Origin of the sequence: Siminovitchia sp. FSL W7-1587 (assembly GCF_037963795.1) — a bacterium.
GTDB lineage: Bacteria > Bacillota > Bacilli > Bacillales > Bacillaceae_C > Siminovitchia > Siminovitchia thermophila.
The window spans coordinates 1,024,175-1,037,644 of record NZ_CP150169.1; the positions used below are offsets into that span (position 1 = coordinate 1,024,175).

At 40.6% G+C, this 13,470-nt stretch carries 11 protein-coding genes and 2 tRNA genes; 4 read left to right on the forward strand and 9 right to left on the reverse strand.

All coding sequences use genetic code 11. The annotated features are described in order from the left end of the window. Window positions 1-47: 47 nt before the first annotated feature. On the reverse strand, window positions 48-194 hold the full coding sequence (locus NST31_RS04900; RefSeq protein WP_339164225.1) for a hypothetical protein: 147 nt from the start codon (window positions 192-194) through the stop codon (window positions 48-50). A 335-nt stretch (window positions 195-529) separates the two neighbouring features. Here NST31_RS04900 and NST31_RS04905 point away from each other — a divergent pair, with 335 nt between their 5' ends. Next, complete coding sequence (locus NST31_RS04905; protein ID WP_339164226.1) at window positions 530-1,405, forward strand: M23 family metallopeptidase; 876 nt, start codon at window positions 530-532, stop codon at window positions 1,403-1,405. Window positions 1,406-1,840: 435 nt separating this feature from the next. Here NST31_RS04905 and NST31_RS04910 read toward each other — a convergent pair whose 3' ends face one another. After that, window positions 1,841-3,421 (reverse strand): alkaline phosphatase family protein, encoded by a 1,581-nt coding sequence (locus NST31_RS04910; protein ID WP_339164228.1) that lies wholly within the window; start codon window positions 3,419-3,421, stop codon window positions 1,841-1,843. A 22-nt stretch (window positions 3,422-3,443) separates the two neighbouring features. Further along, entirely contained in the window at window positions 3,444-4,013 is a 570-nt protein-coding gene (locus NST31_RS04915; protein WP_339164230.1) for a hypothetical protein, read from the reverse strand. Window positions 4,014-4,172: 159 nt separating this feature from the next. Between NST31_RS04915 and NST31_RS04920 the strand changes: the two genes are divergently transcribed. Further along, complete coding sequence (locus tag NST31_RS04920) at window positions 4,173-4,886, forward strand: endonuclease/exonuclease/phosphatase family protein (RefSeq protein ID WP_339164232.1); 714 nt, start codon at window positions 4,173-4,175, stop codon at window positions 4,884-4,886. Window positions 4,887-5,145: 259 nt separating this feature from the next. Here the strand turns inward: NST31_RS04920 and wrbA are convergent, their stop codons facing one another. From wrbA to NST31_RS04935, 3 genes are all read right to left on the reverse strand, one after another. After that, on the reverse strand, window positions 5,146-5,757 hold the full coding sequence (gene wrbA / locus NST31_RS04925) for an NAD(P)H:quinone oxidoreductase type IV (RefSeq protein WP_077109435.1): 612 nt from the start codon (window positions 5,755-5,757) through the stop codon (window positions 5,146-5,148). A gap of 254 nt (window positions 5,758-6,011) precedes the next feature. Continuing rightward, on the reverse strand, window positions 6,012-8,414 hold the full coding sequence (locus NST31_RS04930; protein WP_339164233.1) for a PBP1A family penicillin-binding protein: 2,403 nt from the start codon (window positions 8,412-8,414) through the stop codon (window positions 6,012-6,014). A 687-nt stretch (window positions 8,415-9,101) separates the two neighbouring features. Beyond that, entirely contained in the window at window positions 9,102-9,869 is a 768-nt protein-coding gene (locus tag NST31_RS04935) for a MerR family transcriptional regulator (RefSeq protein WP_339164235.1), read from the reverse strand. A 152-nt stretch (window positions 9,870-10,021) separates the two neighbouring features. Between NST31_RS04935 and NST31_RS04940 the strand changes: the two genes are divergently transcribed. Next, window positions 10,022-10,104: transfer RNA gene (locus tag NST31_RS04940), tRNA-Leu, on the forward strand. 4 nt (window positions 10,105-10,108) lie between these two features. Beyond that, window positions 10,109-10,182: transfer RNA gene (locus NST31_RS04945), tRNA-Pro, on the forward strand. A 557-nt stretch (window positions 10,183-10,739) separates the two neighbouring features. Here the strand turns inward: NST31_RS04945 and NST31_RS04950 are convergent. From NST31_RS04950 to NST31_RS04960, 3 genes are all read right to left on the reverse strand, one after another. Beyond that, entirely contained in the window at window positions 10,740-11,252 is a 513-nt protein-coding gene (locus tag NST31_RS04950; protein WP_339165478.1) for a GNAT family protein, read from the reverse strand. A gap of 165 nt (window positions 11,253-11,417) precedes the next feature. After that, on the reverse strand, window positions 11,418-12,683 hold the full coding sequence (locus tag NST31_RS04955; RefSeq protein WP_339164237.1) for an erythromycin esterase family protein: 1,266 nt from the start codon (window positions 12,681-12,683) through the stop codon (window positions 11,418-11,420). A 633-nt stretch (window positions 12,684-13,316) separates the two neighbouring features. After that, entirely contained in the window at window positions 13,317-13,469 is a 153-nt protein-coding gene (locus NST31_RS04960; protein WP_339164240.1) for an ATP-binding cassette domain-containing protein, read from the reverse strand. Window position 13,470: the final 1 nt, after the last annotated feature.

A 13,470-nucleotide genomic window follows, 5' to 3' on the forward strand; every position in this document is an offset into this window, starting at 1 on the left:
TACCCTAAAAATAACGCGGCAGGCAGCATTCCGATCTGTGCTTTCGTCTATGAAAGCTCTTCCCCGATTAAAATCCCCAAAGGAGCGATACTTCTCCCGACAAAAGCGACAAGCACCTGAATGACAAGCAGCCACCCGAGCATCATCCAAGGCATGTGATTTTTATTCAATTTGTAATTGATACGCATCATCATTCCATCAGCTCTTTTCAATGAACCCTATCATTCATTTAGTAAGAACCTTATCAATTTATTGAGCAAAACCACCATGTTAAACGTTGAGTTTATCCCGCTTATTGGACAAAGGCGCAAAAGCCCATTCGCGACAGCACACTTTTCCTTCCCTATATGATTTTAAATGGATGGCTACCTTATTTAATAGAGATGTTGTAATAATTTCCATTAAAAATCTTAACAAGAATATCCGAGTTCATAACAGGAAACAAATGAAGGTTTAGCGGAACTTTTTAACGAGCATTTCGTATGAGTGTATAAGTACACTTTTTAGAAATAATTTGGAGGTTTTATTTTTGATTGCTGGTTCTATTAACCCAGAAGAGTTTGGAAGAATATTTCAATGTGAAGATTTTGAAAAAATATACCGTTGCACCTCTGAAGATTTTCAGCAACTAATATCTTTAAAGCAATTTGTTGAGCTAGCAAAAACCTTTAATGCGGGCGTTACACATTACCAATTAAAATGGAAAGCAACTTTACAAGGTTTGTATTACTATACTTGGTTAGATGACCGAAATGAAAAGGCCATTCACGTTTCTTTCGATAGGCACCATCAGATACAAAGCCTCTATATAAAGCCATTTAGAATTTTTCCAGAGAGTGATAATCGCTTTACGCAAATGACTTATAGTATGCCAATAAAAGGTGAATCGTTTGTCTTTTGGGGCGGGACAAATGAATTCATCAATTATCATTATCCATATGAAAATCAGCGTTATGCTTATGATTTAGTAAAAGTACAAAATGGTTCATCTTATAAGGATACACGAACTCGAAATGAAAACTTCTATGTTTATGATAAAGAAATCATAGCCCCGGCAGATGGAAAAGTGACAAAAGTGGTTGATGGTATGAAAGACAATATTCCTGGCGAAGTGGATATGGATGCCGAAAAACCGGCCGGAAATTATGTCATCATAAAACATGCGGAAAAAGAATATAGCCTGTTAGCTCATTTAAAAAAGAACTCAATACGAGTTAAAGTAGGTGATTTTGTAAAAGAAGGACAATACATTGGAAAATGCGGCAATTCCGGAAACTCTTCAGAACCACATTTGCATTTCCAAGTAATGGATACGTCAGATTTGGAAAGTGGAATATCAATTCGGATTAAGTTTAAAAATGGAATAGAGCCAATTCAAGGAGATACCATTTCGAATGTCCAATAGTTCGCCAAACGAAATCTTTTGAATAATGGCCCATTCAAGGAAGAGATTGCAAACCATTTGCTCTAACATCGAATAGGAGGCGGACATTAACCGCCGTCCATTCCCGCCACCAAGCATACACTTTTTGTACTTGGTGGTTTTTGTTAACGACGATGTTAATCCATTTTCTATAAAATAGCCAGCCTAACTTTTCGGTAATAATAACGTGGCCGATTGATCGCACCGTCCCCTTTTGCGAAAACGATTAAAAGTAAGCGTGACGAAGATTCGCGCCTGTCCCCCTTTTACACTGGCAATGTAACCTCATTCATCTTTCCATCAAAACGATTAAAAGATAATCTTGACCGAAATTCGCACCTCCCCCCTTTTACAGGCAATGAAAAGACGGTCGTGACCGCTGGAGCAGCTTCCAATATGAAAACCATGCAAATACCGTTATCGATTTTTCGTCAAGTCTATCATCCACGCATATAAATCAACGATCCGCATATGGCGCGGTTTTGTGTTCGTGCCCGTTACGATCACGGGAACCATTGTATCCTGCTGATGCAACGCGCCATGCGCAGCTCCACCAGGGTGAATCGGGGTTCCTTCGCCTTGAAACTCAAACCCGGGCTTGGCATCCGCAATGATGTAAGTGCCCGAATGTGAATGAAGCGAACTATGAAGCCGCGCAAGCGCATCAGGGTACGTTTTATATTCAATCACATCACCATGAACCGTCATATCCAGCACAGAAGGATCTCCTTTGATTGTCCACGTTTGCCCGTATGAATCCCTGTACGGGCCGTCGGGGCGAAAAGTAAAAATTTCTTTGTGGCCATTTGCAGCCACATGAACACCAGACCCGTCTTTCCAGGCGAGAAACCCAATTCTTTCATCCTTTTGCAGTTTTTTTACAACTTCCTCCTGTCTGATCGCCTCATCCAAAATATATATGAACGCCATCCTTTCATTGTGCCCGAGGACAATTTGATCATCTTTTTTAACCTGCTCTGTCACTTTGTATATGTTATAATCATCCAGCATGTCTTTTAAGCGAATAAGGGATTGATTTTTGTCATTTCCCACTTCCGCCTGGCCGCTGTCTCCCATCACAATCCAAATGGCGTTATTCAGCGCTTCGTCCCACGATTCATACGTATTCAACACTTCTTGAACCTGCTTGTCTGTTTTCGCAATGGCATCAATATGTTCTTTAGGGCCATTTTTGTGGACTTCTTGGTCAAGCTCCGGAAAATAGGCAATTGTAAAAGCGGGAAGCTTATCATTTTGAATGAGATGCTTCAATTCTTGGGCGGAAAAGGCATCATTAAAACCAAACTTTTCAAACGGGCCGATATGTTGATCGTTTTTTGGGCTGAATTGCGACAGCATGCCATAGGAAAAAAGCGCAGGCGTTTTTATGTGTAATGTTTCCGGCGCCAATTTCAATTTTGCTGCGACTTCGGGAATATGCAGCGTCTTTTTTTCGTTTCCACGGTAAACGAGCGCATTGATCGACGCGCTTTGCTGCCCCGCATCCGCTAATGTTTCATGAATCGTCTTGACATCACGATTTAAATGCTTATGGTTCAACTTATAAAGATTGTCCTCCGCCACTTGCTTGACGCCAAGCTTAAACACTTCTTCTCTGGCGCTTCCATAATTGACGAGCCGTTTTTCATTTTCATCATACCAAACGAGACCCGGAACACGATGCTTATCCGAATACGTTCCCGTTAATAATGTGCTGTCAATCGTCACAGACATTGTGGGATAACTGCTGACAACATCAGGATATAGCCGGCCATGTTCCATCAGAAATTGAAGCGCCGGCGCACGGTCTTTTTTTACTGCCTGCTGCAGCGGTTCATTCATCAGGGAGTCGACGATCAGTAAAATGACAGGTTTCCCTGTTTGCGTCATTTCTGTTTGATCCAAAGATTGTCGATTAGGCTTAACAGCCGTTTTTATCAAAATGATGATCATGACAACGACAATGATAACGATCATTAAATAGACCATTCTCTTCATCCTTTTTCATTTCCTTTTCGTATCAATTATTGTGTCCATAACGGCTCATTAATGTATCCCTTGACATAAATAAATACATGGGAGACGGAATTTCTTTATTGAATGCTCTTGCGGAGGAGAGAAAATAGATCGGAAGAAGAGAAAACTTTTTGAAATGTTTATAAAACGGGTGAATAATTGGATACGGTTCAAACCCTAATTTCTTACATCCTTTATAAAGCATCGTAATGCCGATCAGCCCTTTTATCTGCTCATGATTCTTCTGAGTCTGGATATAACGGATAACGAATGGAAGCGACTCTTTAACCGCTTGGTAAATATATAAAGCTCTTCTAATTTCGCTATGACACGACTCCATTTGCTGCAAAAGCTTGCTATTATGCAAATGAATTTTCACAAGTACGTCATTCTTCTTGATAGGAGTCCCGTCTGATAAAACGATATCCCTTCCTTTGTATTTCGTTAACCGGACACGTAATATGGATTGATTACCGCATGCTTTTTGAATATATTGCAACCGCGTACATTGAAAATAAACCGGATCGATGAAATTCCATGCCGAAAGGCAATATTGTCTCATCCTAATGTCCATTGGCAATTCCCCTTACAATAAATTGTTCTGATTTATTTTGTATAAGAAATAAGTAAATATGAGTGGAAAAATAAGACTAGTGTATGAAATAAAGCGAACTTCAAACACTATTTTGTAAAGTTGCAGAGGGAATGGGTGAACGCTTTGGAGATCAAGGCAATGACCTTTAATATTCATCATGGCAGGGGATCGGATAAAAAAGTCGACCTTGGCAGAATTGCTGATGTCATTGCGTTTTGCAAGCCGGATATTATCGGTCTCAACGAAGTTGACAGTCATTTTTCAAAACGAAGTCTTTATGAAGATCAGGCGGATTGGTTGGCGAAACAATGTGGGATGGACTATGCATTTTGTCCATCTATTTGGAAAAAAACCAAATATTTGGCGAAAGAACGGCAATTTGGAAACGCCCTTTTATCGAGATATCCCATTGTCGACAAAGCAACCCATTCATTTACGATGCCGGGACTCAGCGAGGGAAGGTCTCTGTTGGAGGCAAAAGTTCAAATCGAAACATTATCCTTGCAAATAATCGTCACCCACTTAAGCCTTAACCCATTGCTCCACAAAAAACAAACAGATTATATATTGAAGTTACAGCAAAATAAAGCCAAACCGGTTGTGATAATGGGCGATTGGAACATGAAGCCGAGATCGAAACGATGGCAAAATTTGACGAAAGAATTTCAGGATGCGTGGGAAATAGTTGGAAAAGGAACAGGCTTTACATATCCTGCACATCGGCCAAGAACGCGACTAGATTATATCTTTGCCAGTCATCATTTTGACATATTGGATGCTGGGGTTGTTAACATAATGCCAGAAGCTTCTGACCACTTGCCTGTAGTGGCCATGTTGTTCTTTGGGGGGTAAAATCACCATTAAATACGATTAGTGGACCGGCTTCTTTGAAAAAAGATACTGAGATGATCTCCTTTTATCGAGACATTAACCAATCAAATTCGGCAAAATACACTCGTCACAAACCGCCATGCACCATTTAGTTCAATTGAATCGGCGGGTGCGCAAATCTTTTTATTTCCGGAACATTTTTTTGGAAATCCAAGCAAGTGATGAAAAAGTTCAATGAAAAAAGCTAACCGGACATTTGCCGATTAGCTCCCGATTACCGTTATTGATTCGCTTTTTTCACCCATTCCGCGACGGTTACGGTGCGCTTTGCCTGATGCTTAACCGCTGCTTGGACATCGTCAACCATGTTGCCATCTTGATCAACGGTTACACTTGTGCCGTATGGATTTCCACCGGCCCCGAAGACCGATTGATCTGTATAACCAGGAGGTACAATGATCGCCCCCCAGTGCATCATCGTTGTATACAAAGATAAAAGCGTTGCTTCTTGGCCGCCATGCGGGTTTTGCGCTGAAGTCATGGCACTGACCACTTTGTTCACTGTTTTGCCCGAAGACCACAGCCCTCCTTGAATATCGAGAAATTGTTTCATTTGTGAAGGCATGTTGCCAAATCGGGTAGGGACACTGAAGATTATCGCATCCGCCCATTGAATGTCGTCGCCAGTAGCAATGGGAACATCTTTTGTTGTCTCTACTGTTGATTTCCATGCTTCATTTCTTTCAATAATGGATTCCGGGGCTAACTCCTCCACTTTCAGCACTTTAACTTGAGCTCCTGCTTCTTTTCCCCCTTCTTCAGCCCATTTTGCCAATTGATAATTCGTTCCGCCCATGCTGTAAAAGATGACTGCTAATTTGACATTGGACATGTTCGTTCTCCTTTGTTGATTTATTGACTAAGTCTTATTATTTCTTTTATTCCGTTATCCATGCACCATTAAACCTCTTTCAGGAAAAAATGCCAGAAAATCCGGAAGCTTATACGGCTTTTGTTCAGGCGCATATCCTACGTAAAAAAACCGCTCAAGAAGAGTCTTCTCTTCCTGAAACGGCTTCGTTTTAAAATGAAGAGTCTTCTCTTCCTGAAACGGTTCGTTTTAAAAGAGGATAACGTTGCTCCATCCTAACCGTCATCTTTTCTGGGCGGCGGACTTTGAGTAGCCGGCTCCTCTTTTTTCTCGCCGGAGCCGTCCGTTCCGCCAGTGTCCCCCGCGGGCGGGGTATCCTTATTTCCCGGCGGATTATTTCCTGGATTGCCTTTATCATTGTTCCCGGTATCCTGCTGATCATCGTTTTGCTGGTTATTATCTTCTCCAGGCTGCTGATTGTCTTGAGCAGGCTTTTCTCCACCAGGATTTTCTGGTTTATTCGTGTCGGGTGTTTCGTTTTCTTGTTTTTCTTCGTTCGGATTAGGCACTTTCTCTTTCTCCTGCTCCGGTTCTTTCTCTTCTTCTTGCACTTCATCCTGTTTCTTCTCTGTCTCTTCCACTTCCTGTTGCTTGTTTTCCTCTTTATCTTCGACTTTCTTTGGCTTATCGATATTCAACTGTTTCCTCTTCGGCGCGGTGCCTTTGACAAACAACTCAACCCGATTGCCAATCGTCACCTTTTCAACCGAGGGCGGCATCGTAAAATCAGGTGTTTCGATTCCTTTCGAAACTTCGGACATGATGTGTTTAAAGATCAATTTGGCATTGTGGGAGTCCTTTGTTCGAACATAGCTTTCCTGGGTAATCTCATCGTATCCCGTCCATACCGCAGCGGTATAGCGGGTTGTATATCCGGCAAACCAGGCATCCGTTACCCCGGAACCCCTAATCGTATCCGGCAGTTCGTTCGTTCCGGTTTTTCCGGCCAAAGGAAGTCCTGGAATATGGGCCATCTGTCCCGTTCCTTCTTCGACCACTGTTTTTAGCATATCGGTGATCATGTAGGCTGTATAATCGCTCATTGCCTGAACAGGTTTTGGCTGAAGACTCTTTTCCTTTCCACTTGGATAGACGATCTTTCTCACTGTATGTGGTTCGTTAAAAACACCGTTGTTACCGAAGGCAGAATAAGCTCCTGCCAACTGCAGAGGCGATATTCCGTCACCAAACCCTCCGATAGCATAAGATGGAAAAACTTCCTTTAAGGGAATCCCCAGTTTTCCGGCAAACTGCTTGGCCTCTTCAGTGCCCACTTCCATCATCGCCTTGATAGCCGGGATATTATATGACCATTGCATCGCCTTACGCATGGAGACATTTCCGTGAAAACGATTATTCCAGTTTTTAAATACCTTGCCATTCAATTCAATGGGTTCATCTTTAATTTGCTCATAAGTAGACCATTTCAACTTTTCAATCGCCGGTCCATAAGCCATAACCGGCTTAGCCGTTGAACCGGGTTGGCGCTTTAATTGAGTGGCATAGTTGAATCCCCTTTGGACTTCTTCCGAATGCCGGCTACCGCCGATTGCCCGTACTTCTCCTGTTTTTGTATCTAACAGCACAACACCCGCTTTGAATTGATCATCGGGAAATTCGATATATTCATTTGTCTTTAGCACTTTTTCCGTTATTGACTGTGCTTTTGGATCAAGCGTTGTATAGATTTTCAGTCCCTGTGTAAAAAGTTCCTTCTCATCAATCCCTTTTTCTTTCAGCTCTTCAATAACCCGATCCGTAAAGCTGTTATAAAAAGTTTTATTCTCCCGTTTTTTAAGAAGCTTCTCTACAGGGATCGACTGGGCTTCTTTTTTTTCTTTTTCCGAAATATATCCATGCTCTTCCATTAAAGAAAGGACAATATTTCTCCGGTTCTCGGCAAGGTCAGGGTGATTGTATGGATTATACCCACTCGGCCTTTGCGGCAACCCCGCCAGTAGCGCAGCCTCGCTGATATTCAGATCCTCAACCGATTTACCAAAATACACTTCTGCGGCTGTCGCTACACCATAAGTTTTTTCGCCAAGATACACTTTGTTCAAATACTTTTCCAATATTTCTTTTTTTGTATACTTATTTTCCACTTTTAAGGCAAGATACGCTTCCTGTACTTTCCGCTCAATCGTTTTTTCCGAGGATAAAAAGGACATCTTGACAAGCTGCTGTGTGATTGTGCTGCCCCCTTCTGCCCCAAAACCTTCCTTCACATTGGCCACCGCCGCGCCGGCAACCCGCTTGACATCAATGCCGGGATGGTTCCAAAACCTCGCATCTTCAACGGACAAAAACGCATTTTGCACTTTTTTTGGTATCTGATCCAAAGGAACGACCTTGCGATATTCCTCTCCGGCGATATCTGTCACTTTTTTGCTATTCATATCATAGATCGTGGATGACTGCGGGGAATTCAGCAACTCGGGATTTAATTGTGGAGCATCCCTTACATAAGCCACTGCGGCAAACGCAAGCACCCCCATCAATAAAACACCGCAGATAAAAAATGCCATCACGGTGTGAATGGCTAACTTTTTTAATATTCTTTTTCCCTGCTGTCTTTTCTTTTGATACTGCCTGCGACTAGGATAACCTTCCTCCATGACCACATTCCCCCTAATATGTAATCATATCAATGAAGGAATACCCAATTTTTCATTTTCGCAAACCACTGAGCAGCTCCTATATGTGAAAAAAGAAATACAAATGATTGACTTTTTCAGTTTCTTCCACACTCTTTCCTGATTGAATCTCTGCGATGTCGTTTGCAAATATTGGGTTGGCGAACATTCCTTCTTTTTGTGACTACTCTCTTGACCCGTAAACCATACTGATTGCGATCCTTTTCACTATATATAATGAATACGATGAAGTTGCATGTCTTCCTGTAAAAAACTTTCGTCATAATCATTCATTAAACTTCATTGTAGGGAATACAGTGTCAAATCGCGCGCCATATTTCAAACATCTTCAAGGGGGAACAGCCGACATGAAAGGGAAAAACATCGAGAATATATACTATCGTTGGGCTTTGGCTAGGTTAAGCCCCATATGTTGTTTTTTCACCCGCTTACTTGCGAAAGGTTTTCACGCTGCATCTTCATATAAGCTTCCTCAAGCGTCTTGGAGCTCGTATCACTTACAATATACCTTACCAATTGAGAAAATCCCTTCCAATCATGATATTAATCGGAAGGGATTTCATTATTTTTACATATGGCTGGGACTGGCTTTAAAAATCTGCCGGAAACTGATCAGATGGGATGGAACGCTTTTACAAAAAAACACATCTATTCCTGTTCTGCTTCCTTCACATAATATTCCATCGCCTCGTTAAGCCATTTCTGCTCTTCTTCCGTAAATGGAAAAGGCGACATATTCTCCAGTTCTTGAATATCCGTTTCTTCGACATTTGCGTCCGCCAGTTGGTGAATCAAGTCTTCTCCCAGAAAGGAAAAAGTATTATGAAGATAAGATTCAAGCATTTCTGTTACTTTGGGGTCGTCTACCGGACTGCCATATAATTGTTTGACTTCCTTATAAAATGTAATAAACATTTGATCCAAGGCGATTTTTTCTTCTTCGGATCTCCCGGACAACACTTCCATTACCTCTGTCAGCTCATGCTGATCCATCCATTCTTTTTGCTTTTTCGCCGTTTGCATATTATGAATGATGCTGAATAATGCAGAACTTTCCACTTCTCCTTCTTCCTTAAGCAATCTGACGACTCTCTTTATCGCATTCATTGATATCTCAATTCGCTTTTTATCTTCTTCCAAAGCCTTAATATGAAGAGTCAATGTGTCAGCTAAATCAACCGTAAAGCTCGATTTATGCAGCAAGGAAGCGATTTGCTCCAGACTGAAACCGAGAAATTTAAGACTTAAGATTTTCTGCAAGGTTACAATATCTGAATGACTGTAAATGCGGTGACCTGTTTCCGAATCCTTTTCAGGTTGAAGCAACCCAATTTCATCATAGTAATGCAGCGTACGAACAGACAAACCTGTTTTTTTGGAAAACTCTCCAACGGCGTACTTCGTATTCTCTTTCATCAAAATCCCTCCTACGAAAAGTATATATTCATCATAAGGCCTCACGTAGCTGGAGGCGCAAGAGGGAACATGAAAAAGACGCTGGATTTTTCAAAAAAACGTCAAAACATTTTATGTTCATATTATGTTATAATAATGGAGCTATCATTTTTGCCGCGGTGGCAGAAAGGCAGACGCGCTAGATTCAGGTTCTAGTGTCCGCAAGGGCGTGTGGGTTCGACTCCCACTCGCGGCATTCGCGGAATGTGGCTCAGCTTGGTAGAGCGCTTGGTTCGGGACCAAGAGGTCGCAGGTTCAAATCCTGTCATTCCGACTTTCGGCTAAGCGTAAAGGAAGGTCCAGAACCTTCCACCACATCTAAAAATAATTGATCTTCGTACAAGTCGTGAACATAAAGTGAAACTTCATTCAGTAGGGCTCCTACTGAATGTTAGATGAACGAATCGGGCATTTAGTGCCGTTTTCTCCCACTTACCAACTCAGGTCTTGATGTGGGGTATATGGCACCTTACATGCCGGATAAAATGCGGCCTTAACCGGTACCGCAAACCGAAACAACCTGGCCCCACAAGTAAATCCGGCATCCTGATTCGCAGAATTTTCGCTTTATATCATAGTGGATATTAAAAGGACCACACATTTTAGAGTTGTCTAAATGGTGGTCCCAATTTATTTCAATACCGCCCGATTGCGTAATTTAACTTTCCTTCAAAAATTTCTCATGCGTTCTTGAAGTATTTGCAAAGTCAAGATGAGACTTGCAAATAAAACAATTCCACTGTCATTACCAGAAAACCCTCTTTACATTTTCACAATCTGGTCCAATTTTTTCACTTATTGACGAAGAAAACCTTGTGAACTCTTTATCGTTCATTTGAACTCCTCTTCTAAAATGGCGTAATAGTATTCATCCCACCATTCATTACCATTAGGAATACATTTTTTAAAAAAGCCTTCCCTTCTCATTCCAATCTTCTCCATCACTCGGTATGAAGGAATATTCTCAGGCTGACATGTTGCTATAATCCTGTGTAAGTTCATTTCTTGAAAGCCATATTCCAAGATGGCTTTTGCCGCTTCAGAGGCGTATCCTCTGTTTTGGTATTTTGGATTAAACACCCAGCCAATCTCATAAGTATGCTCACCAAAATACTTATGAAAAACAATATGCCCTATAACAATATCTTCTGCTATTAATACTACAGGAAATTTTTCGGCATCATCACCTGTGTTTTTACTTACAAATTCTTTGGCATCTTTTTCAGTGAAAACGCCTTCAGGTATATACTTCATAACATGACTGTCCGACGTATACGCGTATACAGCTTGCCAATCCTTGGATTCAAATTCTCGTATCAATAACCTTTTCGTTTTTATGTGCATTACCCAAACCCCCATCAAAAATACTTCCCTACTATTAAGTCAACAATAACCACTGCAAATACGAATGAAACGTTCTACAATCTGGCCCTATTTGTGGAAAAAAGAAAAGCAAGTTGGACACTTATAGAATTGGATTATTTTATGCTGTGTTATCATTAAATAGCGCTATTCTATGACATTTGTTGGTGTTGCTGCCTTTACAATAATAACACTGTCATATGCTTTGCTGGGTGTCATTTCAATCGTGTAAAACTTCTTTAAAGTCTTGTACCACCAGCGGAAATCATCCCCAATATTCGCCATTTTTTGTTCCCTCGAGATGATATCCGATAACTCATCCGACTTCCTTGCTTTTGCAAAATCAACATAGAAAACATTTGATTCCACTTCACTGAATGCATCAACTAAATCATTGTGATTCTCCAGTGTATGAATTTGTCGTTCACCAGAGCCGCCATTTTTCGCCTGAAACTCGCTGCTGATAAAATCAGTACCAATTGCAAAGTATTCTTCACCATACAAATCATCCAAATAATTTCCCATCGATTTGTAACCAGCTAACGATGCAGACGTTTTTTCAATATGCCCGTTATGTCCGGTCATAAATACTTTATCGTGACCTCGCTCTGCTTCAAATTCAACAATCCATTGTAAATTATCCGCCAAATATTGATCACGAAGTTTTGTATAATCTCCTTCGTTTAAAAATAACTGTGTACGCTGTTTCATGATTTGCGCATATTGTAAAGCAAAGAGATAAGCTTCAGTAGATGATTGTTCCACGTAATTCCCTTCATTTGTTTGCAGGTCTGAAAGGATGTTTTCTATTGTTTCATCGATTTCCTTCAATTGCTCTGTCGTTAACTCATGCATTTTATCATTTGAAACAGGTTCCAGCTGTAATGCATATTTTTTGAATGCATCTTCATTTACAACTTTATAATAGTCTAGCACGCCTTTTTTACTGTAGTCATAGCGTTGCATATCATTTCCATAAAAATAAATTTTCCTGTCCTCGCTCACCGTCGCGTTGTAATCATGCATCCATTGAACAAGCTCAATCATTTGTTCCGTTTTATAAATACCATAATCAAGGGCGTTCACTGCCTCTTTTGCAGTACCAGCTCCATTTAAAATGAATTGATTTATTTGCTGTCCGCCCCCAAAATCACCTTCTAAGACAAAAACACGGACATTTTCATTTTTTACCAATACTTCAAAAACGTCTTTTTTCAACTCTTGAAATTCAATATTTCCATGTGTTGCCTCACCCAGTCCGATAACCTTTATATCATCTGGAATATCGATTTGTTCAATAGTTGTTATGTATTGATCTGCTCCTTCAACTGCTTTACCTGCCCCGCATCCAGACAATAAAACAAATAAAGATATTGCTAGAGCCAATAAAGAATACTTTTTAAAAAATTGCATGTTATACTCGCCCCATATTCTCTAAAATTTTATAATACACATATAGAAATATTGACTAAATAGTGGGGCTTACAAATAGATGGCTTTGTCCAGCCACTTGTCGCAAGATTTAGCGGACAGCCCCCGCCCAGTCAAATTCAGCTAATTCACCAAGCGTCCGTTTGGCGGGCATTGTCAGTTTATTCTTGAGAACATCGTCTTTATACCCTCGCCAAAAATTAATTTTTTAAATAATGGGAATTATACATATATTTTGGTGTAAAAGCTAACTTCGTCCATTCTTTATGAATGTACTCCCATTATCAGAATAATACCCTTTTTCAAAGGTTTATCTTTTTCGGATAAAGCAGTCCGAACAGCTACTTTCCTCAGTAAGTTCGTGCCTGAATCGTTTATTGTATATCTTTAATGCCCAAGTGATGATTAAATCGTACGTTAGCATGAACATCTTTGGAGAATTTTTTGAAATTGCAGGTTCCGTAAGAGCCCCGCGTATTCATTGAGTTTGAAGGTGTTTCCGTAAATTCCCGAAAAATAAGTTAGGTGGAATAATCCCGTCTTATGACTGAATCGCTTTGGTTCTTCGATCAAGTACCCCACTTGATCATTGTCTGTTACTGATCCACCATAGGTTTAGATAAGTTCCGTGATAATCTTCATCAAGGTACTTTTGCCAGCACCATTTCTTCCAATCAGACCAACGATTTCTCCTTGGTTAAATTCTAAAGAGAGATCTTTTAAAACGATTGAATTTCCATATCGCTTCGTTAGCTTATTTACCAGCATT

Coding starts and splice junctions, on each gene's coding strand:
- wrbA (WP_077109435.1), bottom strand. CDS start 5,757: ATGTCCAATGTCAAATTAGCAGTCATCTTTTACAGCATGGGCGGAACG.
- NST31_RS04910 (WP_339164228.1), bottom strand. CDS start 3,421: ATGAAGAGAATGGTCTATTTAATGATCGTTATCATTGTCGTTGTCATG.
- NST31_RS04955 (WP_339164237.1), bottom strand. CDS start 12,683: ATGCAATTTTTTAAAAAGTATTCTTTATTGGCTCTAGCAATATCTTTA.
- NST31_RS04950 (WP_339165478.1), bottom strand. CDS start 11,252: ATGCACATAAAAACGAAAAGGTTATTGATACGAGAATTTGAATCCAAG.
- NST31_RS04930 (WP_339164233.1), bottom strand. CDS start 8,414: ATGGAGGAAGGTTATCCTAGTCGCAGGCAGTATCAAAAGAAAAGACAG.
- NST31_RS04960 (WP_339164240.1), bottom strand. CDS start 13,469: ATGCTGGTAAATAAGCTAACGAAGCGATATGGAAATTCAATCGTTTTA.
- NST31_RS04900 (WP_339164225.1), bottom strand. CDS start 194: ATGATGATGCGTATCAATTACAAATTGAATAAAAATCACATGCCTTGG.
- NST31_RS04935 (WP_339164235.1), bottom strand. CDS start 9,869: ATGAAAGAGAATACGAAGTACGCCGTTGGAGAGTTTTCCAAAAAAACA.
- NST31_RS04920 (WP_339164232.1), top strand. CDS start 4,173: ATGACCTTTAATATTCATCATGGCAGGGGATCGGATAAAAAAGTCGAC.
- NST31_RS04915 (WP_339164230.1), bottom strand. CDS start 4,013: ATGGACATTAGGATGAGACAATATTGCCTTTCGGCATGGAATTTCATC.